Here is a 26002-nt window from a genome sequence, read left to right as displayed (position 1 = left end):
CCTTCAAAGCAAGCATCGTTCCCCCGGCCGTGCCCCCGGCCAACACGGGCCGCCGCCTCGGCCGGCGAGGTCGATGTACCGCCGCCGGGACACAGTGTCATGCCGGCCTTCAGTCGTACTTGATGTACTTGAAGCGCGGATCGTCCGGCGTGCCTTCGAGGGCCGAGCCGGCGCTCGCCTGCGGCCGCCACATCACCGTCTCCTCGATCTTGCGGGCCAGCTCGAAGTCCTTGTCGGTGATGCCCTTGGCCGCGTGGTTCACCAGCTTCACGATGACGAAGGCATAGGAGACGGTCAGGTCGGGGTGGTGCCAGGCCGCCTCGGCGAGATGGCCCACGGTGTTGACCACCATCAGCGTGCCCTTCCAGCCGCTCGTCTTGTACTTGCGGCGGATCCAGCCATCCTCGAAGTACCAGGCGGGCAGTTCCTCCTTCAGCCGGGCCTCGATCTCGTCCTGCGGGTAGATCTCGTCCGCGGTCTTCTTGCGCCATTGCGTCATGCTTGCTCCTTCACCAGTGGGCCCGTTCGCGATTCGTCGTCGAGTCCAGGCCCTTGGCCTGGTCGACGCCGAGGGCGCCTTCGAAACGCGTGCCGTCGAGATCGGCCTCCGAGAAATCGGCGCCGGCCACGTTGGCACCTCGCAGGTCCGCGCCGGCCAGCTTGGCGCGAAAGAGCGTCGCGCCGGCCAGGTTGGCTTTCGTGAGGTCAGCGAACTCCAGGAGCGAGCGGTTCAGGTCGGCGCCCGACAGATCGGCGGCCGGCATTCGCGCGCCGGCCAGGTTCGTGCGCATCTGGCCCATGCCCTGGTTCTTGATGTCCACGCCCAGGTTGGCGCGGGCCAGCCGCGCGCCGCTGAAATCGACACCCGCGAACTCCGCGATGATGCGCGCCCCGGAAAGATCGGCGCCGGCGAAGCTCGGCTTGGCGGTCACCTGCCCCCCGAGGACGACCACGCTCATCAGCGAGGCATCGACCAGCACGGCGCCGTTGAAGTTGGTGCCCATCAGCCAGGCCCCGTTGAGGTTGGCCTTCGTGAGATCGGCGCCGGCGAGCTTGGATGAAACCAGGCGCGCGCTGAACAACCGGGTGCCGACGAGGCGCGCGGCGGCGAAATCCATCCCGCTCAAGTCCAGGTCGGACAGGTCCAGGCCCGAGAGCTCCGGGCGCGTGCCGCCGGCCTTGGCCCGTGCGATCAGCTCGCGCACCTCAGCCACCGCCGGCGGCGCGGCGCGCGCGCCGCGAGCTGCCGCGATGCAGGCGAGCGAGATCACTGCATTGAAGGTCCGTTTGCGCATGGCCAGGCCCTTAGCCCCGGCGCCATGATGAACCGAATGGCTCGTGGATGCATCCGCACCGCCCCTGCCCCGCTCTCAGGTTGGGCCGACCGCCCGCCACGGCGCCACCCTTCGTTCGACCTGGGCACCACATTCCCGCTCGGGCTGAACACCACTCCCCGTTCGGGCTGAGCTTGTCGAAGCCGCGTGTGTGCGCAAGGGCCCTTCGACAGGCTCAGGGCGAACGGAGTGGGGTTCGTTCGGGCTGAGGCCACCCCCCGTTCGGGCTGGGCCTGTCGAAGCCTCGTGTGTGTGGGCCCTTCGACAGGCTCAGGGCGAACGGTATGGGGTTCGTTCGGGCTGGGCACCCCCCCGTTCGGGCTGAGCTTGTCGAAGCCTTGTGCACCTCCACCGTTCGGGCTGGGCCTGTCGAAGCCTCGTGTGTGCGGGCCCTTCGACAGGCTCAGGGCGAACGGTGTGGGGTTCGTTCGGGCTGAGCTTGTCGAAGCCGTCTGGTCAGTGGTAGCACCTGACCATCGCGTCCATGGCCACCGGCTTGATGAGCGGCGCCATGCCCGCGCAGCCGAAGGCCTCGAAGCGCAGCTTGCAGATGCCGCGGGCAGCCTGGCGCGCCTCGATCATCGCCTTGCGCGGGTCGAACTCGGCCGGCGCATCGGCCAGGCTCTTGCGCATCGCGCCGGTCATGGCCAGGCGGATGTCGGTGTCGATGTTGACCTTGCGCACGCCTTGGGCGATGCCGCGCACGATTTCCTCCACCGGCACGCCGTAGGTCTCCTTGATGTCGCCGCCGTACTGGCGGATGGTCTCGAGCCACTCCTGCGGCACGCTGGACGATCCGTGCATCACGAGGTGCGTGCCGGGCACCGCGGCGTGGATGCTGGCGATGCGGTCTATGGCCAGGATGTCGCCGGTGGGTTGGCGGCTGAACTTGTAGGCGCCGTGGCTGGTGCCGATGGCGATGGCCAGCGCATCGACGCCGGTGCGCTCGACGAAGTCGCGCGCCTGCGCCGGGTCGGTCAGCAGCATGTCGTGGCTCAGGATGCCGGCCGCGCCGACGCCATCCTCCTCGCCCGCCTCGCCGGTCTCCAGCGAGCCCAGGCAGCCGAGTTCGCCTTCGACCGACACGCCCACCGCGTGCGCCATCTCGCAGACCTTGCGAGTGACCTCGACGTTGTAGTCGTAGCGGGCCGGCGTCTTGGCATCCTCCTGCAGCGAGCCGTCCATCATCACGCTGGTGAATCCCGAGCGGATGGACTGCTGGCAGACGGCGGGCGACGCCCCGTGGTCCTGGTGCAGAACGACCGGGATGTCCGGATGCGACTCGACGGCCGCCAGCACCATGTGCCGCAGATAAGCCTCGCCGGCGTACTTGCGGGCGCCCGCGGAAGCCTGCAGGATGACCGGCGACTGCGTCGCTTCAGCCGCCTCCATGATGGCCTGGATCTGCTCCAGGTTGTTGACGTTGAAGGCCGGCACGCCATAGCCGCGTTCTGCGGCGTGGTCCAGCACCTGGCGAAGCGAGACGAGAGCCATGGGAGTTCCCTTCGGGGTCGACAAGAAGAAGGCGGTCGGATCAGCCCAGCGCGGACACCTCGTCCATGCGCCTGTGCCACTCGGCCAGGTCGTCCAGCGTGACCCGGTCGGCGCCGTCGCCATCAGCCAAGGCGGGGTGCCAGCCCACACGGCTATCGAGACCAGGCCCGATGGCGATGGCGCCTTCGATGGGGGCGGTCGCGAAGTAGGCGCTGCGAGTCACGAGCACCGGCACGTCGGCGCCGCGGGCAGCCGCCACGCCACCCGGCGAATCCTCCAGGGCCAGGCATTGCAGCGGGCCGACGCGCAGTCGTTGCAGGGCGATCGTGTAGACCTCGGGATCGGGCTTCTTCGCCCTCACGTCCTCGCCGCACACCAGGGCCTCGAACCAGGCGGCCCAGGATGGACCCAGGTTGGCGCGCAGCAAGGCCTCCACGTTCGCCCGGCTCGTCGTGGTCGTGATCGCCAGCCTGACGCCGCGCGAGCGACATTCTTCGAGCAACTCCGCCACGCCCGGCCGCAGGGTGACGCTGCCGGCCTGCACGATCTCGCCATAGAGCGCGTTCTTGCGCTGGTGCACCGCGCGCGCCAGTGCCTCGCGCTCCGCGGGCAGGATGGGCGCATCGCTGCGCCGGGCCATGTCGTGCAGCAGGCGCTCGCGGCCTCCGGTGACGGCCAGCAGCTCACCGTAACGCAACACGCCCCAGCGCCACGGCAGGCCCAGGGCGTCGAAGGCCTGGTTGAACGCGATGCGATGGCCATCGCGCTCGGTCTCGGCGAGCGTCCCGTCGACATCCCACAGCAGGGCCTTGAGGTTGGAGCTCATGGTCGCACCCCCGCCTCTGCGGACGGCCGCTCCCGGCTCGTGGGCCTCTGCGCGAAGACATGCGCCGTGACGGCGTGCAGGCTCGCAAAGACATGGTCCGGCCGCGAGGCTTCGATCGGCTCGCCGGCGTTGTAGCCATAGGGCACGGCCCAGGCCTCGACGCCCGCATTGCGCGCCGCCATCACGTCGGTGTGCGAATCGCCCAGATGCGCCGTCCGGCGTGCGTCCCCGCGCAGCGTGGCGACGACATGACGCAGGACACCGGCATCGGGCTTCTTCACCGGCAGCGAATCGCCAGCAACCACGAGGTCGAAGCAATGCTCCATGCCCTGCTTGTCCAGCAGGCGGCGGACGTGGCGCAGCTCCTTGTTGGTGGTGCAGGCCAGGAGCACGCCCTCGGCCTTCAGCCGCGCGAGCAGATCGACGGCACCGGGATACGGCGTCGAGGTGGTGCCGGTGGTCGCCTCGTAATGCCGGTCCAGGCTTTCCAGCACCTCCTGGGGCCGGACTCGATCGGCCAGGCCCGGCTGCTCCATGAAGACACGGGCCAGCACGCGCAGCATGAGCTCCTTCGTGCCGGCGCCGATGAAGCGCGTGATCTCGCCCTCGGGCCGGCGCGCGATGCCGTGCGACTCCAGCGCGCGGTTGGCGGCCTCGGCGATCTCGCCGGCCGTGTCGACCAGGGTCCCGTCGAGGTCGAAGCTGATGATGTCGATGTCCATGCCGCCGGTCCCTACATCCCGTTGAACGCCTCGGCGCCGCGCATCTCGACGCAGGCGACGACCTGCTCGACCAACCGCCGCGCCGTCAGGCCGAAGTGTTCGTAGACCTGGGCCGCCGGCGCCGATTCGCCGAACCCGTCTACGCCCAGCGCGGCCACGCAGCCGTACTGGCCCCACCAGCGCGTCACGCCGGCCTCGATGCCGATGCGCGGCAGGCCGCGGCCCAGCACCGATTCGCGCCACTCGCGGGGCTGCCGGTCGAACACCGTGCTGCTCGGCAGCGAGACCACGCGGACCGGCACGCCCTGAACATCGAGCAGTTGCTGTGCGGCCATCGCCAGCGCCACCTCGGAGCCGGTGGCCAGGACCACGGCGCAGGCGCCAGGCCGGTCGCTCAGCACATAGCCTCCGCGTCGGATCTGCACGATCTGCTCAGGCGTGCGCGGCTGCGCCGGCAGGTTCTGGCGCGACAGCAGCAAGGCACTCGGCCGCTTCGCCTCCTCCAGCGCATGCAGCCAGGCGGCTGCAGTCTCCGCCGCGTCGCAAGGACGCCAGACATCGAGGTTCGGGATGAGGCGCAGGCTGGCCGCGTGCTCGACGGCCTGGTGCGTCGGCCCGTCTTCGCCCAGGCCGATCGAGTCGTGGGTGAAGACGTGGATCACGCGCTGCTTCATCAGCGCGGCCATGCGCACCGCGTTGCGGCTGTAGTCGCTGAAGGTGAGGAAGGTGCCGCCGTAAGGGATGAAGCCCCCGTGCAAGGCGATTCCGTTCAGCGCGGCGGCCATGCCGAACTCACGCACGCCGTAGTGGATGTGCCGGCCACCGGCCTGCCCTGCCCGCACGGCGCCGCACCCGGGGAAATCGGTGAGGTTGGAGCCGGTCAGGTCCGCGCTGCCGCCGATCAGCTCGGGAATCGCCGGGGCGAGCACGGCCAGCGCCTGCTGCGAGGCCTTTCGCGTGGCCACGCCGTCGGTGGACTGCCCCTGGCGCGCCATCAAGGCCAGCGCCGTCTCGTGAAAGCTCGTGGGCAGCGTGCCTGTGATCCGGCGTTCGAACTCGGCCGCCAGCTCGGGGTGCTCGCTGCGGTAGGCCTCGAAGGCGCGGCGCCAGGCCGCCTCCTGCGAGGCGCCCCGCTGCGTGGCTTTCCACTGTTCGCGCACGGCGTCAGGCACCTCGAAGGCTCCGGCCTGCCAGCCGATGGCCGCCTTGGTCGCGGCGATCTCCTCGGCGCCCAGCGGTTCGCCATGGGCCTTGGCCGTGCCGGCGCGCGCGGGCGAGCCGCGGCCTATGGTCGTCCGGCAGAGGATCAGCGTCGGCCGATCCGCGCTAGTCTTCGCCTGGCCGATCGCCCTGACGACGGCGTCGGTGTCGTGGCCGTCCACCGGCCCGATCACGTTCCAGCCGTAGGCCTCGAAGCGCTTCGCGGTGTCGTCGCGGAACCAGCCCGTGACCGCGCCGTCGATCGAGATGCCGTTGTCGTCGTACAGCGCGACCAGCTTGTTCAGTTGCAGCGCGCCCGCCAGCGAGCAGGCCTCGTGGCTGATGCCTTCCATCAGGCAGCCGTCGCCGAGGAAGACGTAGGTGTGGTGATCCACCACTCGGTGGCCCGGCCGGTTGAACTCGTCGGCCAGCAGCTTCTCGGCCAGTGCCATGCCCACCGCGTTGGCGAGGCCCTGGCCCAGCGGGCCAGTGGTCGTCTCCACGCCCGGCGTCAGCCCGACCTCGGGGTGGCCCGGCGTCCTGCTGTGCAGCTGGCGGAAGCGCTTCAGCTCGTCCATCGGCAGGTCGTAGCCGGTGAGATGCAGCAGCGCGTACAGCAGCATCGAGGCATGGCCGTTGGACAGCACGAAGCGATCGCGATCCGGCCACAGCGGATTGGCCGGGTTGTGGTGCAGGTGGCCGCCCCACAGCGCCACCGCCATCTCGGCCATGCCCATGGGCGCGCCCGGATGGCCCGAGTTGGCCTGCTGCACCGCATCCATCGCCAACGCTCGCAGGGCATTGGCCATCGCGTCGAAGCGGCCGCTGTCGGCGCGCAACACGCGGTCTGTCGATGAGCCGCTCATCACAGCGCTCCCAGGGCGCGCTGGCGGCGCTCCATCATCCGCCAGATGAAGGGCGTGAAGATCAGCTGCATCGCCAGCTCCATCTTGCCGCCCGGCACGACGATGGTGTTGGCGCGGCTCATCCACGAGTTGTTGATCATGTTGAGCAGGTAGGGGAAGTCGATGCCCTTGGGGTTGGAGAAGCGGATCACGCAGATGCTCTCGTCGGCGCTGGGAATGTCGCGGGCGATGAACGGGTTGCTGGTGTCGACCACCGGCACGCGCTGGAAGTTGACGTGCGTGTGCCGGAACTGCGGGCAGATGTAGTGCACGTAGTCGGGCATGCGGCGCAGGATGGTGTCGGTCACCGCCTCGGAGCTGTAGCCGCGCACGTTCTTGTCGCGCCACAGCTTCTGGATCCACTCCAGGTTGATCACCGGCACCACGCCGATCAGCAGGTCCGGGTACTTGGCGACGTTGACCTCGGGCGTCACCACTGCGCCGTGCAAGCCTTCGTAGAAGAGGATGTCGGTGTTCGGCTCCAGGTCTTCCCACGGCGTGAAGGTGCCCGGCTCCTGCTTGTAGGGCGCGGCCTCGACGCGGTCGTGCAGGTACTTGCGGCGCTTGCCGGAGCCGGTCTCGCTGTAGTCGCGAAACAGCTGCTCCAGCTCGGCGAAGAGGTTGTTGTCCGGCCCGAAGTGGCTGAAGTGGGTGTCGCCCCGCTTCTCGGCCTCGGCCTGGCGCTGCTTCATCTCCTGCCGGTCGAAGCGGTGGAAGCTGTCGCCCTCGATGATGGCCGGCGCGACCTTCTCGCGCCGGAAGATGTTCTCGAAGGTGCGCGTCACCGAGGTGGTGCCGGCCCCTGACGAGCCGGTGATGGCGATGATGGGATGTCGTTCCGACATGGTGGATTCCCCGTTCAGTCTCGAAACAGGCTGCGGGTGGCGAAAAGCGGCGCCGGCGCCACGCTCATCGCCACCGGCTCGTGGTGATAGCGCTCTATGCGCTCGACCTCGTTCTTCGACCCGAACACCAGGCCTATGCGCTGGTGCAGCTCGCTGGGCTTGACGCCGAGCACGGGCTGGCGGCCAGTGCTGGCGCGCCCTCCCGCCTGTTCCATCACGAAGCCGAGCGGATTGGCCTCATAGAGCAGGCGCAGCCGCCCGGAGCGGGCCGGGTCTTTCGTGTCCCGCGGGTACATGAAGACGCCACCGCGCATGAGAATGCGATGGGCCTCGGCGACCATGCTGGCGATCCAGCGCATGTTGAAGTCCTTGCCGCGCGGCCCCGTGCGGCCAGCCAGGCATTCGTCGACATAGCGCTTGACCGGCGGCTCCCAGAAGCGCGAGTTGGAGCTGTTGATCGCGAACTCCTGCGTGTCTTCGGGCACCTGCACGTTCTGCCTCGTGAGCACGAACTCGCCGAGGTCATGGTCCAGCGTGAACACCGCGACGCCATTGCCCACCGTCAGCACGAACTGCGTCGTCGGCCCGTAGATTGCGTAGCCCGCCGCCACTTGCGCGGCGCCGGGTTGCAGGAAGTCGGCCTCGACCACGTCGCGGCCGGTCTTCACCACCTCGGGCGGCGCCCGAAGGATGGAGAAGATGCTGCCCACCGCGACGTTGACGTCGATGTTCGAGGAGCCATCGAGCGGATCGAACACCAGCAGGTACTTGCCGCGCGGATACGACGGCGGGATCTGGCAAGGCTCGTCCATCTCCTCCGACGCCATGCCGCCGAGGTGGCCGCTCCATTCGTTCATGCGCACGAAGATCTCGTTGGACAGCACGTCCAGCGGCTTCTGCACCTCGCCCTGCACGTTGACCGCGCCAGCCTCGGGCATTTCGACGTCCGTCAGCGGCCCGCGCGAGACGATGCGCGCCAGCGACTTGAAGGCCAGCGAGATGTCGAGGATCAGGCCATTGAGCTCGCCGCTGGCCTGCGGGAAGCGGCGGCGCTCCTCGATCAGGTAGCGGGTCAGGGTCTGGCGGCCGTTGAGTGACATGGATCCCTCCTTCAGTTCGTGAACACACGGCTGGCCCGGATGTCGTCGGGTTGCAGCGTGGTCAGGTCGTTCTCGGTCAGCTCGCGGTCGCGGTCGGCGAACAGGCGGCTCGCCTGGCGCAGGCGCGCGCGGTCGAGCGCGTTGCGCACGCTCCGGGCGTTGGCGAAATGCGGTTGCGCGATCCGCCGCGTGAGGTACTCGCCCAGCGTCTCGCGCGCCCCTTCGCCGAAGCGATAGTTCATTCCGCCCAGCATCCGGTCGGCGATCTGGCGCAGCTCGTCCTGGCTGTAGTCGGGGAAGTCGAGGTGGTGCGCGATGCGGCTGCTCATGCCCGGGTTGGAGCGGAAGAACGTCTCCATGCGGTCGGCATAGCCGGCCAGGATCACCACCAGGTCGTCGCGCTGGTTCTCCATCACCTGCAGCAGGATCTCAATCGCCTCCTGGCCGTAGTCGCGCTCGTTCTCGGGCTTGTAGAGGTAGTAGGCCTCGTCGATGAAGAGCACGCCGCCCATCGCCTTCTTCAGCACCTCCTTGGTCTTGGGCGCCGTGTGGCCGATGTACTGGCCGACCAGGTCGTCACGCGTCACGGCCACCATGTGGCCTTTGCGCACATAGCCCAGGCGATGCAGGATCTCGGCCATTCGCATCGCCACCGTCGTCTTGCCGGTGCCGGGGTTGCCGGTGAACGACATGTGAAGCGACGGCATCTGCGCCTGCAGCCCGAGGTTGGCGCGCAGCTTGTCGATCACGAGCAGCGCCGCGATGTCGCGGATGCGCTGCTTGACCGGCGCCAGGCCGACGAGGTCGCGGTCCAGCTCCTCGAGCACCGCCTCGACCTGGCTGTCGCGCAGCACTTGCGCGACGGAACGCGCGGTGCCGCGCACGGCGGTGTCGGCGGGCGCCGGTGCCTCGGGCTGGGCCTGGGCGGACGCACCGGGAATGGCATACAGCGGCCGGCTCATCGCACACCTCCTTTCGCCAGGCCTGAGCCCCCACCTTCCGTTCGGGCTGAGCCTGTCGAAGGCCGGACGGCGCCGAGCTCCGTCCTCATCGCATCGACGACCCGCCGGTAGTTCGGCTGGCCGAATATCGCGCTGCCCGCCACGAAGGTGTCGGCCCCCGCATCGGCCACGCGCCGGATGTTGTCCACCTTGATGCCGCCATCCACCTCCAGGCGGATGTCTCGCCCCGAGGCCTCGATGAGCCGCCGCGCCCGTTCGATCTTGCGCAGCGCCGAGGCTATGAAGCCCTGCCCGCCGAACCCGGGGTTGACGCTCATGACGAGCACCAGGTCGACCTTGTCGATCACCCACTCCAGCACATCGAGCGGCTCGGCCGGATTGAAGACCAACCCGGCCTGGCAGCCCGTGCTGCGGATCAGTTGCAGCGTGCGATCGACGTGCGTCGACGCATCCGGATGAAAGCTGATCAGGTCCGCGCCCGCCTCGGCAAACCCCTGCGCCAGCGCATCGACAGGCTGCACCATGAGGTGCACGTCCAGCGGAACCGGCGTGCCGTCGGGCCTCACGCAATGCGGCTTGATCGCGTTCGCGACGGCGGGCCCCATCGTCAGGTTGGGCACGTAGTGGTTGTCCATCACGTCGAAGTGGATCCAGTCGGCGCCGGCGGCGATCACCGCGCGCACCTCGTCGCCCAGGCGCGCGAAATCGGCCGACAGGATGGAAGGGGCGATGCGGTACATCTGTAGCGCTCAGTACCGTTGCGACTCGGGCCGGTCGGCGGCGTAGCTGTGCACCGTGTAGCGCATCGCCCGGCCCTCGGCCTCCTGCCGCACCAGGCCAAAGCCCGGCTCGTCGACCGGCCGGTTGACGATGAAGCTCATCGCAATCGATTCGATGCCGCGCGTCGAATCGAAGGCCATCAGGCGGATGTAGTGGCTCGGGAAGGTCTTGCGGCACTCCCTCATCTCATGCACCACGCCGGCCGCGTCGCGCAGGTCGAACATGGGCATGCCGAACATCTCCCAGTAGGTGTTGCGCGGATGCGGGTCGTCGGTGTATTCGACGCTCCAGGCGTAGCCGCGCTGCAGGCCGTAGTCGACCTGCAGCGCGATCTCGGCGTCGGTGAGATCGGGCAGGAAGCTGAACTGGCCCTGGGTCACGCGGCCGGTGGGGTTGGTCATCATGGTGGAAAGCTCCTCAGGCGATCGCGGGGGTCACGGCGTAGTCGCTCGTGTCGGTGGACGTGTAGTTGAAGCTGATCTCGCCCCAGGTATCGAGCGCCTGCTTCAAGGGGCCGCAGAACTGGGCCGCCTTCTGCAGGATCTCCAGGCCCTCGTTCTTGATGTCGCGGCCCTCGTTGCGCGCCTTGACCATCGCCTCGAGCGCCACGCGGTTGGCCACGGCGCCCGCCTGGATGCCGCCCGGGTGGCCTATCGTGCCGCCGCCGAACTGCAGGATCACGTCGTCGCCGAACAGGTCGAGCAGCTGGTGCATCTGCCCGGCGTGGATGCCGCCGGAGGCTACCGGCATCACCTTCTTCATGTCGCACCAGTCCATGTCGAAGTACAGGCCGCGCGGCAGGTCGGTCTTGGTGAAGGCGTCGCGGCAGACGTTGTAGTAGCCCTGCACGGTGAGCGGGTCGCCCTCGAGCTTGCCAACGGCCGTGCCGGCATGCATGTGGTCCACGCCCGCCAGGCGCAGCCACTTGGCGATGACGCGGAAGGACACGCCGTGGTTCTTCTGCCGCGTGTAGGTGCCGTGGCCCGCGCGGTGCAGGTGCAGGATCATGTCGTTGCGGCGACACCATTCGCCCAGGCTCTGAATGCAGGGCCAGCCGACGATCAGGTCGACCATGATCACCACGCTGCCCAGGTTCTTGGCGAACTCGGCGCGCTCGTAGATCCCCTCCATCGTGCCGGCGGTGACGTTGAGGTACGAGCCTTTCACCTCGCCCGTCGCGGCGCTGGCCTTGGCCACGGCGTCCATCACGTAGAGGAAGCGGTCACGCCAGTGCATGAAGGGCTGCGAGTTGATGTTCTCGTCGTCCTTCATGAAATCCAGGCCGCCCTTCAGGCCCTCGTAGATCACGCGGCCGTAGTTGCGGCCGCTCAACCCGAGCTTGGGCTTGGTGGTGGCCCCCAGCAGCGGGCGGCCGAACTTGTCCAGGCGCTCGCGCTCGACGACCAGGCCGGTGGGCGGGCCCTTGAAGGTCTTCACGTAGGCCACCGGGATGCGGATGTCTTCCAGCCGCGCCGCCTTCAGCGGCTTGAACGAGAAAATGTTGCCGATCAGGCTCGCCGTCATGTTGGCGATCGAGCCCTCCTCGAACAGGATGATGTCGTAGGCCACCCAGGCGAAGTACTCGCCGGGGCGCCCGGGCACCGGGTCGACGCGGTAGCACTTGGCGCGGTAGTTCTCGCAGGCGGTGAGGCGGTCGGTCCAGACCACCGTCCAGGTGGCGGTGCTGGATTCACCGGCCACTGCGGCGCCCGCCTCCACCGGATCCACGCCCTCCTGCGGCGTGATGCGGAACAGGCAGATGGTGTCGGTGTCGCTGGGCACGTAGTCGGGCTGCCAGTAGCCCATTTGCCGGTACTTCAGGACCCCGGCCGAGTAGCGCTTCTTGGCATCGGTGATCTGGGTGGGGGCATCCATGACGCCGGGTTCGACGGGCTTGTTCACGAGGTCTCCTTGAAGCGGGTCGGTGTCGATGGCGCTCAAGATAGGTTGCGGTCGACCTAAATAAAAGTCAGACTTTCTTCTCCCGAAGTTCAGCTTTTGCTTAACCGATGAACCTCAGTTTTCGCCAGTTGCGGGTTTTCACTGAGGTCGTACGCCAGGGCAGCATGGCCCGCGCGGCCGAAGCCCTTCACCTCACGGCCCCGGCCGTGTCCATGCAGATCAAGGAGCTGGAGGCGCAGGTCGGACTGCCGCTGTTCGATCGCCAGGGAAGGCAGGTGAACCTGTCCACCGCGGGCGAGTACTTCATGGTCCATGCCAAGCGGCTGCTCGCGGCGCTGCGCGACGCAGAGAACGAGATGGCGCGCATGAAGAAGCTCGAAGGCGGGCGGCTCACCGTCGGCATGGTCAGCACGGCGCAGTACTTCGTGCCGCGCCTGCTGGCCATGTTTCGCAAGGAGCACCCGGGCGTCGACGTGCGACTCGTGGTCGCTTCCAACCGCGATGCCCTCGTCGCGCTGATGAGGGCCGGCGAGGTGGACCTGTCGGTCATGGGCCGGCCACCGAAGGAACTCGCCACGCGCTCCGAGGCCTTCGCCGCTCACCCGATGGTGTTCTTCAGCGCGCCCGGTCATCCGCTGCTCTCGGTGGACCACTCGCCCGTCACCGCGCTGGCGCCCTACCCCTTCATCGTTCGCGAGCATGGCTCGGGCACGCGGGCCGCGATGGGCCAGTTCTTCGCCGAGCACCACTTCGAGCCGCAGATCACGATGGAGATGACCAGCAACGAGACCATCAAGCAGGCCGTGATGGCCGAAATGGGCGTGAGCTTCCTGTCGCTGCACACCATCGGCCTGGAACTGCGCGCCGGCCTGCTGAAGCTGCTGGCGATAGATGGCACGCCGGTGATGCGCACCTGGCACATCGTGCGCCTGCAGAGCAAGGTGCTCTCCCCCGCTGCCGAGGCGTTCCGCTACTTCGTGGTGGAGCGGGCCGAGGCCTTCCTGCGGGCCGAGATGGGCGACCTGGAGGCCCAGCTCGCAACGCACGGCGGCATGCCGCACGCGCCGCGCGCCTGACGGCATCGCCTGGCGGGTGCAGGCACTTCTTCACGACACCGGTCGCGCAACAAATGTATGATGAGCATCATGCGAACGACCAAGCCAAACGCACGCACGGCCGCCAAGGAGGCCTCGCACGAACGCATCGTGTCCGCCGCCGCGCGGGCCATCCGGCGCAGCGGCTACGACGGCACGGGGGTCGCGGACATCATGAAGGAGGCCGGCCTGACCCACGGCGGCTTCTACGCCCACTTCCCCTCGCGCGAGGCCATGCTGGCCGAAGCCGCCAGCCGGGCCTGCGCCGAATCGGCGTCCCTGGCGGCCCAGGTCGCTGCCAGCATGCCGCCCCGCCAGGCCCTGGACTCGATGCTCCAGGCCTACCTCTCGCCCGAGCACGTCGCGCAGATCGAGCGCGGATGCCCGCTGGCGGCGCTGGGGTCGGAGACCGCGCGCCAGGTGCCTGAGGTGCGCAGCGTGACGACGCGGCACGTCAAGGAGATGGTCGACCTGATCGCCCGCCAGTCGCCCGACTGGGGAAAGCCCGCCGCACACGACCGGGCCCTGGTGACGATCGCCACCATGGTGGGCACCCTCGTGCTGGCCCGGGCGGTGGACGACCCCGCCCTGTCTAGCCGCCTGTGCGAGGCTGCACTGAAGTCACTCACCCCCACCTGAGTCATCGGGACCAGTGCGTTTCCGTTCGTTTTTATGTATGACGCTCGTCATTCCAAAAGGAAGACCATGAAAGCATTTGTCCTGGAGCGCTACGGCAAGAAGGGCGCGTTGCGGATGGCAGACCTGCCGATGCCGGAGCTTCGCGACGACGAGGTCCTGGTCGAGGTCCATGCCGCCGGCGTGAACCTGCTGGACAGCAAGATCCGGGACGGAGAGTTCAAGCTCATCCTGCCCTATCGCATGCCCCTCGTCCTGGGCCACGACGTCGCGGGGGTGGTCGTCAAGGCCGGCCCCCGTGTGCGGCTGTTCAAGCCGGGCGACGAGGTCTACGCCCGGGTAGATGACTTCCGCATCGGCACCTTCGCCGAGTTCGTCCCGGTCAAGGAAGCCTCCCTCGCGCTCAAGCCCCAGGGGCTCACGATGGAGCAGGCGGCCTCCATCCCGTTGGTGGCCCTGACCGCCTGGCAAGCCCTGGTCGAGAAGGCCGGCCTGAAGAAGGGCCAGAAGGTCTTCGTCCAGGCCGGCTCCGGCGGTGTCGGCAGCTTCGCCATCCAGCTGGCCAAGCACCTGGGCGCCACCGTGGCCACGACGACGAGCACCACCAACGTCGCGCTCGTGAAGAGCCTCGGCGCAGACGTCGTCATCGACTACAAGAAGCAGAACTTCGAGGATGTCCTGCATGACTACGACGTCGTGCTGAACAGCCAGGACGGCAAGACGCTGGAGAAGTCCCTTCGCGTGCTCAAGGCCGGCGGCAAGCTCATCTCCATTTCCGGCCCGCCCGATCCCCGGTTCGGCCAGGACATCCGCGCGGCAGGCTTCGTGAAGCTGGTCATGCGGCTGCTGAGCTCCGGCGTCCGACGCCGGGCTGCCCGGCGTGGCATCGACTACTCGTTCCTCTTCATGAAGGCGAGCGGCAGCGCATTGCGAGAGATCACGCGCCTGCTCGATGCAGGCGTCGTCCGCCCCGTCATCGACCGGGTGTTTGCCTTCGAAGCGACCAACGAAGCCCTGGCCTACGTCGAAGCAGGCCGCGCGAAGGGCAAGGTCGTCGTGAAGGTCAAGTGACTTGCAGCTTGTCTGCGCGCTGAACCGGCGTCAGGCGATGGCGCGCACCCTTGTGGAAGCGGCTCGCCCGTAGGTCAGGCGCTTCCAGACGTCCTCCAGCGGACCGGTTTCGTGCCGCCGCAGCCACCACACGCTCCACGGCAGCTGGATGGCAAAGTAGATGGCCAGCGCGAGCGCCAGCCCGGCAGCCGGACCCACACGGCCCCACAGGCCCAGGCCCCAGCCGTTGAACAGGGCCGTGCAGATGAGCGTCTGCATCAGGTAGTTCGTCAGCGGCATCCTGCCTGCGCAGGCGATGGGGGCGAAGGCCCGTTGCCAGGCCGGACGCTGCGCCAGGCGGACGACGGTCAGCACGTAGAAGACCATCAGCGAGACGCGGCTGAGCCAGTAGGACACCGAGCCCAGCAGCTTCAGCGGCGTCGGTCCGGGCACCCGCTGCAGCTCGAAGATCACCGTGAACAGCGCGCCGCAGACCAGGCCCAGGGCCAGGGCCCAGAGGTGGATCCGGCGGATCTGCGGCATCAGCTCGGGGATGCGTTCGGCCCAGCAGCGGCGCCCGGCGAGCACCCCCAACAGCATCGTCAGAAGCATCTGCACGTAGAAGCCTAGAGAGCCCCACAGCGTCATCGGCGTGCTGTAGAAGTAGGCGAATTCGCGCGTGTGCTCTGCCGCGGCGGCGAGGAAGCTGCCGTGGCCATAGGCCGCGTTGTTGCTGGCCTCGAAGGCCTGGGCCCTGGCCACCAGCTCCGCCGTCATCTCGGGGGTCACGATCAGCAGCCGCAAGGAGCCCGACAGCACGGGATACAGCAGGCACAGCGCCATCAGCACGACCAGCATGCGATCGCTCGCCCGCCGCAGGACGAGCAGCAGCAGGATGCCGAGGATGGCGTAGATGTGCAGCACGTCCCCCGTCCACAGCAGGCAGGCATGCAGCACGCCCACCACGCCCAGCACCGTCAGGCGCCTGAGGTAGAGCGAGACGGCCCGCGCCGGGTCCGACTGCTGCATGCGCTGGAACTGGATGGTGAAGCCGAGCCCGAACAGGAGGCTGAACATGCTGTTGAACTTGCCCGAGAACAGCAGGTCGCGCACCTGCTCGGCCAGCTGGTCGACCGGGCTGGGCCAAAGGTGGCTGCCGTCGGCTTCCGCGAAGTTCGAGGTCCCGAAGCTCGGCATGTTCATGATCAGGATGCCGAGCAGCGCCATGCCGCGGACGATGTCCATCGTCGGGATGCGCTGCTTCGCGGGCAAGGGCTGCGGCGGTGACTCCGCATGCCTGAGTGGCGTTTGCATGGTGTTCTCCCCTTCAGTCCTTCTCATCAGACGGAATCCCCCCGCCGGACCGGACATGGCCGGCTGCCCTCGACGCCGTCGGATGCTGCGCCGTCCGGCGCGGGATGTCTTCCCGCGGATTGAGGACCGCAGGGTGCGCCCTGCAACGCAAACGCCTCAGGAGCGCAACAGCAGCACCGCGCCGGAGGTGACGGAGAACGCGACCACGAACCACCGCAGGCCCCGGGGATTCAGGTGCACGTGAGCGACCTTGCTGACGAGCGCGCCAGCCATCAGCGCCGGCAGGAGCTGGATCGCTCCCACGGCGTGCGCCCACCCGGTTCGACCGGTCATCCACAGCATGCCGAGCGACAGCAGCTCGCCGACCAGGAAACACGCCGCCAGGGTGGATCGCATCACCGAGGCGGGTTGATGCTGGTAGACCAGGGCCAGCGGCGGGCCGCCGATGCCGGTGGTCGTCTCGGTGACGCCGGTGACGAGGCCGGCGCCGATCAGCGCGTGACGCGCCGGCGTGAACGCCGGCAACATCAGCGTCAGCGAAGCCGCAACGATGGTCGCGATGCCGGTGAGCGCGTTCAGCTGGCGCATGGAAAGCACCAGCATGAGCGCCAGCCCGCCGGCCGTCCCGGCGATGCGCCCCAAGGTGATCCACAGGCTGCTGCGGATGTCCAGGGCCCTGCGCTCTCGCCAAGCCACGAGGAAGTTCAGCGGCAGCATGAGCAGCAGCAGGCACACCGGCATCAGCGCGGGTGCGAGCAGGCCCAGCATCGGCGCCACGATCAAGGCGAAGCCGAAGCCGGTGCTGCCCTGCACGAAGGCGGCCACCAGCACGACCGCCGACATCGAGGCCCAGGTGGACGGGCTCATCCGCGACCGGCCAGCGTCAGCCCGACCGCCCCACCAGCACGGTGACCAGCAAGGCGGCCGCCAGCCAGAGCGTCTCGGCCAGCAGCAGAACGAAGGGCCTCCACCCGGTCTGCAGCAGGGTCTGGAACGAGGTCTTGACGCCGAGTGCGGCGATGGCGAGCACCAGGCAGTCGCGCGAGACCTCGCTCAGCAGGGGCAGCACCGCGGGCGGGACGCCATGCAGGGACTGCACCAGCACCAGCGCCATGAACAGCCACAGGAACCACGGCACCAGCTGCAACAGGCCGGGACGTGCGCAAGGCGTACCCGGCGAAGCGCCCGAACGGAAAGCGGCCGAGGCTGCGACGACCACCAGCGTCAGCATCGAGACGCGGAACAGCTTCACGACGGTCGCCGTATCGCCCGCCTCGGCCCCCAGCAGGTAGCCCGAGGCCACGACCTGGGCCACGTCGTGGATGGACCCGCCGAGGAACAAGCCGGCCTGGACCGCGGACAGGTGCAACGCATGCGCCAGCAGCGGGTAGATCAGCATCGCCAGCGTCGAGAACGCGGTGACGGTGACGACCACCAGCAGCGTGAAGCGGTCCTGCTCGCGGTTGCGGGGCAGCACGGCCGAAATGGCCAGCGCCGCCGAGGCGCCGCAGATCGCCGTCGCCCCGCCCGAGAGCAGGCCTTGGGCCGTGCTCAACCCCAGCCGGCGGGCCAGCGCCAGGCCGAGGACGATAGTGCTGAGCACGCATGCAACGACGGTCAGCGCCGTGCTCCAGCCGAGGGCAACGATCTGCTCCAGCGTGATGCGCGCCCCGAGCAGGGCCACGCCCAGCCGGAGGACATGTCCGGTGCACAGCTCTATGCCCGGCCCGATGCGCGGATCGGCATGCAGGAAGTGGAAGGAGACGCCGAACAGCAGCGCGTAGAGCAGCTGAGGCCCACCGTGCAGCCGCGAGATCAGGCTGGCCGCCATCGCGATGACGGCACACAGCAGCAGGCCCGGCCATCGGGCTCGCATCGCATCGATCAGCCGTGCGGGCGGCGGGGCCCCGTCGGCCCGCGCGTCAGGGCCCTGCACCGGCACGGGGTCGGCCGGCGTCGTATCGCTGAGCATGGCGCTTCGCCTACTTCTCGACGAAGGCCCGCTCGATCACGTAGTCGCCCAGTTCGCCCTGGCGCGGGCTGATGTGGAAGCCGCGCTCGTCGAGCAGGCGGCAGCTGTCGGCCAGCATGGCGGCGCTGCCGCAGATCATGGCGCGGTCGACGGCCGGATCGAGGGGCGGCAGGCCGATGTCGGTGAACAGCCGTCCCGATTCGATGACGTCGGTGAGGCGGCCCTGGTTCCGGAAGGGCTCGCGCGTGACGGTGGGGTAGTAGATCAACCGGTCGCGCACCAGCTCGCCCAGGAACTCGTGCTGCGGAAGTTCCCGCTCGATGAAGTCGGCGTAGGCCAGTTCGCTGACGAGGCGAACGCCGTGGATGAGCACCACCTTCTCGAACCGCTCGTAGGTGTCCGGGTCCTGGATGATGCTCATGAAGGGGGCCAGGCCGGTGCCGGTGGAAAGCAGGTACAGGTGCCGCCCGGGCCTCAGGTCGTCGAGCACCAGGCTGCCGACGGGCTTGCGGCCGACGAGGAGCTCGTCGCCCGGCTTCAGGTGCTGCAGCCGCGATGTGAGCGGGCCGTCGGGCACCTTGATGCTGAGGAACTCCAGGTGCTCGTCGTGGTTGGCGCTGGCCACGCTGTAGGCGCGCATCAGCGGCTTGCCCTCGACGTGCAGCCCCAGCATCACGAAGTGGCCGTTGCGGAACCGCAGCGACGCGTCTCGCGTCGTGCGGAAGGTGAAGAGGGTTTCGTTCCAGTGGTGGACGCTCAGGACGCGTTCGGTTCCGGTGTTGGACATGGGGGGCCAGGTGTTCGTCAGAGGGCGCCAAGCTGGCGCAGGTAGGTCCAGGGATAGATGCCGCGGTCGTGGCCGTCGCTGAAGCCCAGGTTCAGCCCGTGTTCGCCCACGGGCTCGATGCGGACCAGTCGCAGGGCCTCGCCGGCCGCAAGCACGCCGTCGCCGTGACGCCGCAGTTGCTCGCAGCCGGCGCACCGGCAGTGCTCGCGCAACAGCGAATGGCGCAGCCGGCTGGTCAGGCCATCGGCCCACGTGATCTCCAGCAGGCCCGTGAGGCGGTGGTCGGTGATCCCGGTCGGCGTGGTGTCTTCCATGGGCGGCCTTTCAGATCAGCTCGCCGACACCGTGCGTGCCGACATCCACCGCGAAGCCTTCGAGGCCGCCGCTGTCGAGCTCGTTGCCCATGGCGACCAGGCTCTCCTCGCGGATGAGGTTGCGCAGCTTGTGCAGGATCTGCGTGAAGACCAGCGACGACATCATCTCGGCCGTCCGCGGGCGCGGCAGCGGGATCTCGATCTCGGCCTTGATGCGCCCTGGGCGGGCCGTCATCACGTAGACCCGGTCGCTGAGGAAGATGGCCTCCTCGATGTCGTGCGTGATGAACAGGACGGACAGCCGCAGCCGCTGCCACATGTTGGTGAGGATCTGCTGCATCACCACGCGGGTCTGCGAATCCAGCGCGCCGAAGGGCTCGTCCATCAGCATCACCTGCGGGCTGGTGGCCAGGGCCCGCACGATGCCCACGCGCTGCTTCATGCCGCCCGAGAGCTGGTCGGGATAGTGGTTCTCGAAGGCGAGCAATCCGGCCAGGCCGAGCAGCGTGCGCGCCGTGGTTTCGCGCTTGCTGGCCGGCACGCCCTGCATCTTCAGGCCGAACTCGACGTTCCTGCGCACCGACATCCACGGGAACAGCGAGTACTGCTGGAACACCACGCCGCGATCCGAGCCGGGGCCGCTGATGGCGCGGCCGTCGAGCCGCACTTCGCCTTCCGTGGCCTTGGTGAACCCGGCCACCACGTTCAGCAGGGTCGACTTGCCGCAGCCCGAGGGCCCGATGATGGAGACGAACTCGCCCGGGGAAACGTGCAGCGAGACGTCGCTCACGGCCTGGACCCTTTGCTGCGCGCTGCCGAAGGCCATGCTCAAGCCGCGCAACTCGATGTGGCCGCTGGTCTGGGTCGTGTTCATCAGCGTCCCCCCTGCTTCGAGAACTCCAGCCAGGGCATGAGCGCCTGGCCGGCGAGGCGGATCAGCCAGCTGCACATCAGGCCGAGCACGCCGATGGTGATCATTCCCAGCACGATGTCCGAGTAGGCGATCAGCGAGTAGGCCTCCCAGGTGAAGTAGCCGATGCCGAACTGGCCCGAGATCATCTCGGCCGCGATCAGCGAGACCCAGGCCACGCCCATGCCCACTGCCAGGCCGGTGAAGATCTGCGGCGCCGCCCCCGGCAGCACCACGTGCCACATCAACCGTCGCTCGTCCGCGCCCAGGCACTGCCCGGCACGCAGCAGCACCGCATCGACCGCCTGCACGCCGCTCACGGTGTTGAGCAGGATGGGGAAGAAGGCACCGACGAAGGTGATGAAGACGATGCTCACCTCGTTGTCCGGCCACAGCATGATCGAGATGGGCACCCATGCGATGGCCGGGATGGGCCGCAGGGCCTCGGCGGCCGGGAACAGCAGCTCGCGCAGCCGGCGATAGCGGCCGATCAACAAGCCCACCGTCACGCCGAGCAAGGTGGCCAGCGCGAAGCCGATCAGGATGCGGCGCAGGCTGACACCGATGTTGGTCAGGAACTTGCCGTTGCTGCCGGCCTGCAGCACCGAATGCCAGACCTCGCCGGGCGTCGGGATGTTGGTGAAGCGGACGTAGAGATCGAGGTGAAACCGCGTGGCCAGGTACCAGAACAGCACGAGGCCGCCGAGCGAGCACGCCCCGAGCAGCGTCGCCATGCCCTGGCGCTCCACCCAGCCCGCCAGCCGGGCGCGATGCCGGGGCTTGCCGGCGCGCGGCACGCCAGCCTCGGCCGCCTTCGGCCGGGGGCGCGGCGGCGGCTCGAGCACCTCGGCCAATCGGTGCTTCGTGGCGGCCACGGCAGGGGCCGTCTCGGCGCCGGGCGAATCCGCGTCTTCCACGCGGCGCAGCGGGGCTGTGGACATCGTGCGCTCCGGTGTGCGGCTCAGAAGGGGATGGCAGCGGCGGCCAGGGCCTCGGCGTAGCTCGCGAGCTTGCCGCCTATTCGAGCCGCATGGTCCTCGGCGTCCTTCTTCAAGAGGAAGGGCACGATGACCGGCTTCCTGGCATCGCTGGCGTTGACCGCGTAGTAGGCCTTGTCGGCGAACACCTTGATGCCCAGCGACTTGTCGATGAGGTAGGCGACGCGGACCTTCTTGCCGGCGGCCTCGAGCTTGGCGACGGCGCCCAGCGTGCACAGCGGAGAGGAGTACGGCTCCACGCCGCCGCCATCCACCCACACCTCCCCGGCTTCCTTCGGGTTGACGACCGCGGTCTTGCACAGCTTGTCCTGGCCGCTGATGTCGAAGCCGCCCAGCGTCTGCTTCTGCGCGTCGTAGTCGAGCCTGGCCTGCTTGAAGGCCTCGCGGACGTAGGACTCATTGACCCACGCGTTGACGTCCAGCGGCTTGACGCGGTTCAGGCCGGTGAGCACGCCGTGGCCGATCTTGATCGTGTCGAGCCAGCGCGGCTTGATCGTCGGGTCCAGCGTGTGGATGCCGCCCGGGCCGAGGTAGAGGTAGGCGACCTCCTTCTCGACCTTGGTCCACTCCTCGATCTTGGTGGCGGCGCGCACCGGGTCGGCCTTCAGCCAGGCGTTGGCCTCCATCAGCGAGGCGATGTAGGCAACCACCACCTCGGGGTACTTCTCGGCGAAATCCTTGCGCACGACCACGCCATGGAAAGTGGGCACGTTGGTCTGCACGCCGTCGAAGATCTTGCGGGCGAAGCCGCGGTAGGGCAGCAGGTCCGCGAAGGGGACGAAGTCGGCGTGGGCGTCGATCTTGCGTTCCTGCAGGTTGGTGGTGCCCACCTCGGGGCTCTGGCTCACCAGGCTGAAGTAGTCGGGCGGCAGGCCGCGCGACTGCAGGGCCTGCAGCACCATGCCGTGGGCGGCCGAGCCGAAGGGCACCGACACGACCTTGCCCTTCAGGTCGGAAAGCTGGTAGTACGGCGAGTCCTTGTGGACCACGATCCCGTTGCCCGAGCCGAACGCGTTGTAGGCAATGATCGCCACCAGCTGCGTCTCGTTGCCCGGCTGCGATTGCCCGGTGGCGCCGGCCACCAGCAGCGGGTAGTCGCCCATCATGCCGATGTCCAGCTTCTTGGCCATCATGCCGTTGATGATCGGCGGCCCCGACGTGGCGTTCTGCCAGTCGAGCTTGAAGTCGATGTCCTTGTACTTGCCGGTTCGCGGCAGGTGCTTCTCCAGCAGCTTCAGTTCCTTGATGACCACGCCACCGGTCACCGTGTTGGTGGTGGTGTTCTGCGTGCCGATGCCGATGACCAGTTCTTCGCGTGCGTGGGCACCGAAGACGGCCGTGACGGAGAGGGACAGCGCGACGATCGCTCGAGACAAGAAAGGCTTCATGAACAACATGGTTCCCGATCGAGGTGATGGACGGTGACGGTGGCTTTCGCCTGCCCCTGACGCAAGACGGGTGCCACTTTTCGTGGGCTGCGGCGCGCTATGCGCACCGTCGTCTGGCGGAGCATGGACAGGGACATTCCTGGAGGCGGCCGTGGACTCAGGCGTGCTCGACGAGCTGCGCCCGCTTGCCCGTGACCTCGGCCCACTGCTCGGCATCCGGCAGCGGCTCGCCGGCCTGCGAGATGACCGGCCACTGCGCGGCCAGGCGCGCATTGAGCTCGAGGAACTCGGCCTGAACAGGCGACAAGTCCGTGTCGGCCACGATGGCCGACACGGGGCACTCGGGTACACAGACGGCGCAGTCGATGCAGCCTTCCGGGTTGATCACCAGGAAGTTCGGCCCCTCGTGGAAGCAGTCGACGGGACACACGGACACGCAGTCGGTGTACTTGCAGCGGATGCAGGCCTCGGTGACGACGAATGTCATGCCTGGCCTCCTTCCGCGCGAGCCTTCTGCGCCAGGCCGATGGCCGTCAGCGCCAGCCGGGCGAGCTTGCGGACGTCCGGATCCGGATCGGCGAGCGCGGCTTCCAGCGGCGCGATCGCCCGGGTGTCGCCGATCTCGCCAAGGGCGATCGCCGATTCCTTGCGAAGGTTGCTGATGCTGTGGGTGAGCGATTCCACGAGCGACGGCAACCCGGCCTCCGCCTTGAGCAGGCCGAGGCTGCGCGCGGCCTTCACGCGAACCTGCCAGTAGTCGTCGTGCATGGCCCTCACCAGGTCGGGGATGGCCATCGACAGCCGCAGCTTGCCGATCGTCTGGGCCGCCTCGTCACGGACCATCCAGCCGCTGTCGTTCAGCGCCCTCGTGAGCGCCGGCAATACGCTGACGTTGCTGGCATAGCCCAGCGCGCCGACGGCGGTGCGCCGCACCTCCATGTCCGGATCGTTGGCCGCCACCTCGGCCAGGTCGCCGATGGCGGCCGGGTCCTTCAGGTAGCCCAGCACGCCCACGGCCTCCTTGCGCACGGCGGCATCGGCATCGCGCAATGAATTCATCGCCGGCTCGAAGGCCAGCGGCGAACGCAGGGCGCGCACCGCATGGAAGGCCAGCGCGCGCACCTCCGCCGGGCCGTCGCCCAGCAAAGGCAGCAAAGGTCCGGCAGACGCCGTCTCCTTGAGCTCGGCAAGCACCTCGCCGGCGACCTTGCGCACGGCGGAGTCGCTGTCGAGCAGCATGGGCGCCAGGGCCTCGACGACGTGCGGCTCCTCGAAGCCTTCGAGGCCGCGGATGGCTTCGATGCGCACCAGCGCATCCTCGTCCGCCAGGCGCGGCAGCAGCAGCGCGACGGTGTCCTCTTCGTCGCTGTAGGGCACGTCCATCACCGCCAGGCGGCGAACGGTGGCGTCCGGGTCGGTCAGGCGCTGGGCCAGCGCCGAGGTCTCGGTGTGCATCGGTCGCTCCGTTCAGCGCAGCAGGTAGGGGATGTCGACCGTGATGGCGCCGGTCGGGCAGTCCTGCTCGCACGGCAGGCAGTACCAGCACTCGTCGAACTTCATGTGGGCCTTCTTGCTCAGCAGGTCGATCGCGAGCACGTCGAGGGGGCACACGTCGACGCACACGGTGCAGCCCTTCTCGGCGATGCACTTCGATTCGTCCACGCGGACCGGCACTTGGGTGATGGTGGCGGCAAGGGTCATGCGGATCTCCTGGGATTCGGTCGGGTGCGGGGTCAGGCGGCCTGGGCGCTGGTGGCCACGCGCAGGCGCTGGTAGGCGGTGCGCTCCTGCTCGTCGACCGGCACGATGTAGGGCTCGACGGGCTTCTTGCGCAGCGACATCCGGCCTTGCGCATCGCGGCTGAGCAGCGAGTGGCAGAACCAGTTCTCGTCGTCCCGCTCGGGGTGGTCGACGTAGTGGTGGTACAGGCCCCAGCGGCTCTCGGTGCGGAACAGCGAGGCACGGGCGGCCATCTCGGCGCAATCGAGGATGGAGTGCGCCTCCATCGCCCGCATCAGCTCGTGCGGGTCGGCGGCCGACATCGATCCGAGGTCCTCGCGGATCTCGCCGAAGCGGCGCAGGCCGATGTGGAACTTGCTCGTGACCTTGGGCGGCTGCAGGTAGTCGTTGACCAGGCGACGGGTCTTGAACTCGATCTGGAACGGCGTCAGGCCGCCCTGGCGCTGCAGCGGCGCGAGGATGCGCGCGGACTCCGCGGCCACCGCGCCGGCATCGGCGTGAGCATGGCTCGCACCAGCGCAATATTCGGCAGCGTTCTCGCCGCACAGCTTGCCGTAGACGAAGGCGCCGAGCATGTAGTTGTGCGGCACGCTGGCGCAGTCGCCGGCGGCGTACAGGCCCTTGACCGAGGTCTCGCCGCGCGAGTTGACGTGGATGCCCGAGGCGCTGTGGCCGCTGCAGAAGCCGATCTCCGAGATGTGCATCTCGACCATCTGCTGGCGGTAGTCGGTCCCGCGCTTCTCATGGAAGCGGCCTCGGCTGGGCCGCTCGTTGCTGTGCAGGATGGTCTCGATCTCCTGGATGGTCTCTTCGGCCAGGTGGTCGAGCTTGAGGAACACCGGGCCGTTGCCGCTGAGGAGCTCGTTGTGGAACTCCTGCATCATCTGGCCGCTCCAGTAGTCGCACTCGATGAAGCGCTGGCCCTTGGCGTTCGCGGTGTAGCCGCCCAGCGGGCCGGTGACGTAGGCACAGGCCGGCCCGTTGTAGTCCTTGATCAGCGGGTTGATCTGGAAGCATTCGAGGTTGGCCAGGTCGGCGCCCGCGTGATAGGCCATCGCGTGGCCGTCTCCGCAATTGGTCGGGTTCTCGTAGGTGCCCATCAGGTAGCCCGAGGCCGGCAGACCCAGGCGCCCGGCCGCGCCGGTGCTGATCACCGCGGCCTTGGTGCGGATGAGGTACAGCTCGGCGGTGCGGCAATCGAAACCCATCACCGCCGCCACCTCGCCGTTCTCGCCGGTGAGCACGCGCGTGACGACGACGCGGTTGGTGATCTCCACCCTCGCCCGCTTGAGCTGGCGGTAGAGAATGCGCTTCATGTGGTGCCCCTCGGGCATCGGCAGCACGTAGGCACCCAGGTGATGGACCTTGCGCACCGAGTAGTCGCCGGTCTCGTCCTTCTCGAACTTCACGCCCCAGCGATCGAGCTCCTGGATCATGTCGAAGCTGCCGGCGGCGTAGGCCATCACCGCCTCCTGGTCGACGATGCCGTCGTTGGCGACGGTGATCTCCTTGACGTACTGTTCGGGCGTCGCATGGCCGGGGATGACGGCGTTGTTGAGGCCATCCATGCCCATCGAGATCGCGCCGCTGCGCTTGACGTTGGCCTTGTCTATCAGCAGCACGCGCAGCTTCGGATTGCGCTCCTTCGCCTTGACCGCGGCCATGGGGCCGCCGGTGCCCCCGCCTATGACGACGAGGTCGAACTCCATCTCTATGGTCTTCATGCAGT

Annotated in this window: 27 protein-coding genes; 3 read left to right on the top strand and 24 right to left on the bottom strand. The window is 68.3% G+C overall.

All coding sequences use genetic code 11. The features are described 5' to 3' along the window. Window positions 1–109 precede the first annotated feature (109 nt). The 12 genes from ACS5PM_RS24295 to ACS5PM_RS24240 form a co-directional block, all read right to left on the bottom strand. The gene (locus ACS5PM_RS24295) at window positions 110–499 is read right to left on the bottom strand and encodes a 4a-hydroxytetrahydrobiopterin dehydratase (RefSeq protein WP_439390316.1); all 390 of its coding nucleotides are present in this window, start codon (window positions 497–499) and stop codon (window positions 110–112) included. Window positions 500–509: 10 nt separating this feature from the next. Further along, entirely contained in the window at window positions 510–1295 is a 786-nt protein-coding gene (locus ACS5PM_RS24290; RefSeq protein ID WP_439390315.1) for a pentapeptide repeat-containing protein, read from the bottom strand. Between the two features lie 495 nt (window positions 1296–1790). Continuing rightward, a complete protein-coding gene (gene fba / locus ACS5PM_RS24285; RefSeq protein WP_439390313.1) occupies window positions 1791–2828 on the bottom strand; it encodes a class II fructose-bisphosphate aldolase in 1038 nt (345 codons plus the stop codon). A 40-nt stretch (window positions 2829–2868) separates the two neighbouring features. Next, the gene (locus tag ACS5PM_RS24280) at window positions 2869–3654 is read right to left on the bottom strand and encodes an HAD-IA family hydrolase (protein WP_439390312.1); all 786 of its coding nucleotides are present in this window, start codon (window positions 3652–3654) and stop codon (window positions 2869–2871) included. Next, complete coding sequence (locus tag ACS5PM_RS24275) at window positions 3651–4376, bottom strand: HAD-IA family hydrolase (RefSeq protein ID WP_439390311.1); 726 nt, start codon at window positions 4374–4376, stop codon at window positions 3651–3653. Before ACS5PM_RS24275 ends, ACS5PM_RS24280 begins: the two co-directional genes overlap by 4 nt. Window positions 4377–4387: 11 nt before the next feature. Further along, complete coding sequence (gene tkt, locus ACS5PM_RS24270; protein WP_439390309.1) at window positions 4388–6442, bottom strand: transketolase; 2055 nt, start codon at window positions 6440–6442, stop codon at window positions 4388–4390. Then, window positions 6442–7326, bottom strand: a complete 885-nt coding sequence (locus ACS5PM_RS24265) for a phosphoribulokinase (RefSeq protein ID WP_439390308.1) — start codon at window positions 7324–7326, stop codon at window positions 6442–6444. Before ACS5PM_RS24265 ends, tkt begins: the two co-directional genes overlap by 1 nt. Before the next feature lie 14 nt (window positions 7327–7340). Further along, window positions 7341–8426: a class 1 fructose-bisphosphatase gene (locus tag ACS5PM_RS24260; RefSeq protein ID WP_439390307.1), complete on the bottom strand. Its 1086-nt coding sequence runs from the start codon at window positions 8424–8426 to the stop codon at window positions 7341–7343. An 11-nt stretch (window positions 8427–8437) separates the two neighbouring features. Next, the gene (gene cbbX, locus ACS5PM_RS24255) at window positions 8438–9388 is read right to left on the bottom strand and encodes a CbbX protein (protein WP_439390306.1); all 951 of its coding nucleotides are present in this window, start codon (window positions 9386–9388) and stop codon (window positions 8438–8440) included. Then, window positions 9385–10128, bottom strand: coding sequence for a ribulose-phosphate 3-epimerase (gene rpe, locus ACS5PM_RS24250; RefSeq protein ID WP_439390305.1), 744 nt, complete (start codon window positions 10126–10128; stop codon window positions 9385–9387). Before rpe ends, cbbX begins: the two co-directional genes overlap by 4 nt. A gap of 9 nt (window positions 10129–10137) precedes the next feature. After that, window positions 10138–10572, bottom strand: a complete 435-nt coding sequence (locus ACS5PM_RS24245) for a ribulose bisphosphate carboxylase small subunit (RefSeq protein WP_439390304.1) — start codon at window positions 10570–10572, stop codon at window positions 10138–10140. Between the two features lie 13 nt (window positions 10573–10585). After that, window positions 10586–12043, bottom strand: a complete 1458-nt coding sequence (locus tag ACS5PM_RS24240) for a ribulose-bisphosphate carboxylase large subunit (RefSeq protein ID WP_439390353.1) — start codon at window positions 12041–12043, stop codon at window positions 10586–10588. A gap of 134 nt (window positions 12044–12177) precedes the next feature. Here ACS5PM_RS24240 and ACS5PM_RS24235 point away from each other — a divergent pair, with 134 nt between their 5' ends. From ACS5PM_RS24235 to ACS5PM_RS24225, 3 genes are all read left to right on the top strand, one after another. Continuing rightward, entirely contained in the window at window positions 12178–13146 is a 969-nt protein-coding gene (locus ACS5PM_RS24235; RefSeq protein WP_439390303.1) for a LysR family transcriptional regulator, read from the top strand. Window positions 13147–13203: 57 nt separating this feature from the next. Continuing rightward, window positions 13204–13803 carry a TetR/AcrR family transcriptional regulator gene (locus tag ACS5PM_RS24230; protein ID WP_439390301.1) on the top strand — a complete coding sequence of 200 codons (600 nt, stop codon included), beginning with the start codon at window positions 13204–13206 and terminating at the stop codon, window positions 13801–13803. A gap of 66 nt (window positions 13804–13869) precedes the next feature. Further along, window positions 13870–14871 carry an NADP-dependent oxidoreductase gene (locus ACS5PM_RS24225; RefSeq protein WP_439390300.1) on the top strand — a complete coding sequence of 334 codons (1002 nt, stop codon included), beginning with the start codon at window positions 13870–13872 and terminating at the stop codon, window positions 14869–14871. 30 nt (window positions 14872–14901) lie between these two features. Here the strand turns inward: ACS5PM_RS24225 and ACS5PM_RS24220 are convergent, their stop codons facing one another. The 12 genes from ACS5PM_RS24220 to ACS5PM_RS24165 form a co-directional block, all read right to left on the bottom strand. Further along, complete coding sequence (locus ACS5PM_RS24220) at window positions 14902–16164, bottom strand: DUF418 domain-containing protein (protein WP_439390299.1); 1263 nt, start codon at window positions 16162–16164, stop codon at window positions 14902–14904. Window positions 16165–16320: 156 nt separating this feature from the next. After that, the gene (locus ACS5PM_RS24215) at window positions 16321–17031 is read right to left on the bottom strand and encodes a sulfite exporter TauE/SafE family protein (RefSeq protein WP_439390297.1); all 711 of its coding nucleotides are present in this window, start codon (window positions 17029–17031) and stop codon (window positions 16321–16323) included. Between the two features lie 16 nt (window positions 17032–17047). Beyond that, the gene (locus ACS5PM_RS24210) at window positions 17048–18136 is read right to left on the bottom strand and encodes a YeiH family protein (protein WP_439390295.1); all 1089 of its coding nucleotides are present in this window, start codon (window positions 18134–18136) and stop codon (window positions 17048–17050) included. A 10-nt stretch (window positions 18137–18146) separates the two neighbouring features. Continuing rightward, window positions 18147–18923, bottom strand: coding sequence for a ferredoxin--NADP reductase (locus tag ACS5PM_RS24205; RefSeq protein ID WP_439390293.1), 777 nt, complete (start codon window positions 18921–18923; stop codon window positions 18147–18149). 17 nt (window positions 18924–18940) lie between these two features. After that, window positions 18941–19237, bottom strand: a complete 297-nt coding sequence (locus ACS5PM_RS24200) for a gamma-butyrobetaine hydroxylase-like domain-containing protein (protein ID WP_439390291.1) — start codon at window positions 19235–19237, stop codon at window positions 18941–18943. A 10-nt stretch (window positions 19238–19247) separates the two neighbouring features. After that, window positions 19248–20111, bottom strand: a complete 864-nt coding sequence (locus ACS5PM_RS24195; RefSeq protein ID WP_439390289.1) for an ABC transporter ATP-binding protein — start codon at window positions 20109–20111, stop codon at window positions 19248–19250. After that, complete coding sequence (locus tag ACS5PM_RS24190) at window positions 20111–21088, bottom strand: ABC transporter permease (RefSeq protein WP_439390287.1); 978 nt, start codon at window positions 21086–21088, stop codon at window positions 20111–20113. The genes ACS5PM_RS24195 and ACS5PM_RS24190 overlap by 1 nt, the downstream gene beginning before the upstream one ends. A gap of 20 nt (window positions 21089–21108) precedes the next feature. After that, complete coding sequence (locus ACS5PM_RS24185) at window positions 21109–22521, bottom strand: ABC transporter substrate-binding protein (RefSeq protein WP_439390286.1); 1413 nt, start codon at window positions 22519–22521, stop codon at window positions 21109–21111. Between the two features lie 169 nt (window positions 22522–22690). Continuing rightward, the gene (fdxA, locus tag ACS5PM_RS24180) at window positions 22691–23020 is read right to left on the bottom strand and encodes a ferredoxin FdxA (RefSeq protein WP_439390284.1); all 330 of its coding nucleotides are present in this window, start codon (window positions 23018–23020) and stop codon (window positions 22691–22693) included. Beyond that, window positions 23017–23988 (bottom strand): HEAT repeat domain-containing protein, encoded by a 972-nt coding sequence (locus ACS5PM_RS24175; RefSeq protein WP_439390283.1) that lies wholly within the window; start codon window positions 23986–23988, stop codon window positions 23017–23019. Before ACS5PM_RS24175 ends, fdxA begins: the two co-directional genes overlap by 4 nt. 12 nt (window positions 23989–24000) lie before the next feature. Beyond that, window positions 24001–24234, bottom strand: coding sequence for a 4Fe-4S dicluster domain-containing protein (locus tag ACS5PM_RS24170; protein WP_439390281.1), 234 nt, complete (start codon window positions 24232–24234; stop codon window positions 24001–24003). A 32-nt stretch (window positions 24235–24266) separates the two neighbouring features. Further along, window positions 24267–25997, bottom strand: a complete 1731-nt coding sequence (locus ACS5PM_RS24165; RefSeq protein ID WP_439390280.1) for a fumarate reductase/succinate dehydrogenase flavoprotein subunit — start codon at window positions 25995–25997, stop codon at window positions 24267–24269. Between the last annotated feature and the right edge of the window lie 5 nt (window positions 25998–26002).

This window comes from Ideonella flava (assembly GCF_051857595.1).
Classification (GTDB): domain Bacteria; phylum Pseudomonadota; class Gammaproteobacteria; order Burkholderiales; family Burkholderiaceae_C; genus Ideonella.
The sequence above is the reverse complement of the archived record's forward strand: the minus strand, read 5'-3'. Positions and strand labels throughout refer to the sequence as shown.

Bases quoted from the DNA above. Each gene is read 5' to 3' on its own strand.
- ACS5PM_RS24295 (WP_439390316.1), bottom strand. From the start codon at position 499: ATGACGCAATGGCGCAAGAAGACCGCGGACGAGATCTACCCGCAGGAC.
- ACS5PM_RS24290 (WP_439390315.1), bottom strand. From the start codon at position 1,295: ATGCGCAAACGGACCTTCAATGCAGTGATCTCGCTCGCCTGCATCGCG.
- fba (WP_439390313.1), bottom strand. From the start codon at position 2,828: ATGGCTCTCGTCTCGCTTCGCCAGGTGCTGGACCACGCCGCAGAACGC.
- ACS5PM_RS24280 (WP_439390312.1), bottom strand. From the start codon at position 3,654: ATGAGCTCCAACCTCAAGGCCCTGCTGTGGGATGTCGACGGGACGCTC.
- ACS5PM_RS24275 (WP_439390311.1), bottom strand. From the start codon at position 4,376: ATGGACATCGACATCATCAGCTTCGACCTCGACGGGACCCTGGTCGAC.
- tkt (WP_439390309.1), bottom strand. From the start codon at position 6,442: ATGAGCGGCTCATCGACAGACCGCGTGTTGCGCGCCGACAGCGGCCGC.
- ACS5PM_RS24265 (WP_439390308.1), bottom strand. From the start codon at position 7,326: ATGTCGGAACGACATCCCATCATCGCCATCACCGGCTCGTCAGGGGCC.
- ACS5PM_RS24260 (WP_439390307.1), bottom strand. From the start codon at position 8,426: ATGTCACTCAACGGCCGCCAGACCCTGACCCGCTACCTGATCGAGGAG.
- cbbX (WP_439390306.1), bottom strand. From the start codon at position 9,388: ATGAGCCGGCCGCTGTATGCCATTCCCGGTGCGTCCGCCCAGGCCCAG.
- rpe (WP_439390305.1), bottom strand. From the start codon at position 10,128: ATGTACCGCATCGCCCCTTCCATCCTGTCGGCCGATTTCGCGCGCCTG.
- ACS5PM_RS24245 (WP_439390304.1), bottom strand. From the start codon at position 10,572: ATGATGACCAACCCCACCGGCCGCGTGACCCAGGGCCAGTTCAGCTTC.
- ACS5PM_RS24240 (WP_439390353.1), bottom strand. From the start codon at position 12,043: ATGGATGCCCCCACCCAGATCACCGATGCCAAGAAGCGCTACTCGGCC.
- ACS5PM_RS24235 (WP_439390303.1), top strand. From the start codon at position 12,178: ATGAACCTCAGTTTTCGCCAGTTGCGGGTTTTCACTGAGGTCGTACGC.
- ACS5PM_RS24230 (WP_439390301.1), top strand. From the start codon at position 13,204: ATGATGAGCATCATGCGAACGACCAAGCCAAACGCACGCACGGCCGCC.
- ACS5PM_RS24225 (WP_439390300.1), top strand. From the start codon at position 13,870: ATGAAAGCATTTGTCCTGGAGCGCTACGGCAAGAAGGGCGCGTTGCGG.
- ACS5PM_RS24220 (WP_439390299.1), bottom strand. From the start codon at position 16,164: ATGCAAACGCCACTCAGGCATGCGGAGTCACCGCCGCAGCCCTTGCCC.
- ACS5PM_RS24215 (WP_439390297.1), bottom strand. From the start codon at position 17,031: ATGAGCCCGTCCACCTGGGCCTCGATGTCGGCGGTCGTGCTGGTGGCC.
- ACS5PM_RS24210 (WP_439390295.1), bottom strand. From the start codon at position 18,136: ATGCTCAGCGATACGACGCCGGCCGACCCCGTGCCGGTGCAGGGCCCT.
- ACS5PM_RS24205 (WP_439390293.1), bottom strand. From the start codon at position 18,923: ATGTCCAACACCGGAACCGAACGCGTCCTGAGCGTCCACCACTGGAAC.
- ACS5PM_RS24200 (WP_439390291.1), bottom strand. From the start codon at position 19,237: ATGGAAGACACCACGCCGACCGGGATCACCGACCACCGCCTCACGGGC.
- ACS5PM_RS24195 (WP_439390289.1), bottom strand. From the start codon at position 20,111: ATGAACACGACCCAGACCAGCGGCCACATCGAGTTGCGCGGCTTGAGC.
- ACS5PM_RS24190 (WP_439390287.1), bottom strand. From the start codon at position 21,088: ATGTCCACAGCCCCGCTGCGCCGCGTGGAAGACGCGGATTCGCCCGGC.
- fdxA (WP_439390284.1), bottom strand. From the start codon at position 23,020: ATGACATTCGTCGTCACCGAGGCCTGCATCCGCTGCAAGTACACCGAC.
- ACS5PM_RS24175 (WP_439390283.1), bottom strand. From the start codon at position 23,988: ATGCACACCGAGACCTCGGCGCTGGCCCAGCGCCTGACCGACCCGGAC.
- ACS5PM_RS24170 (WP_439390281.1), bottom strand. From the start codon at position 24,234: ATGACCCTTGCCGCCACCATCACCCAAGTGCCGGTCCGCGTGGACGAA.
- ACS5PM_RS24165 (WP_439390280.1), bottom strand. From the start codon at position 25,997: ATGAAGACCATAGAGATGGAGTTCGACCTCGTCGTCATAGGCGGGGGC.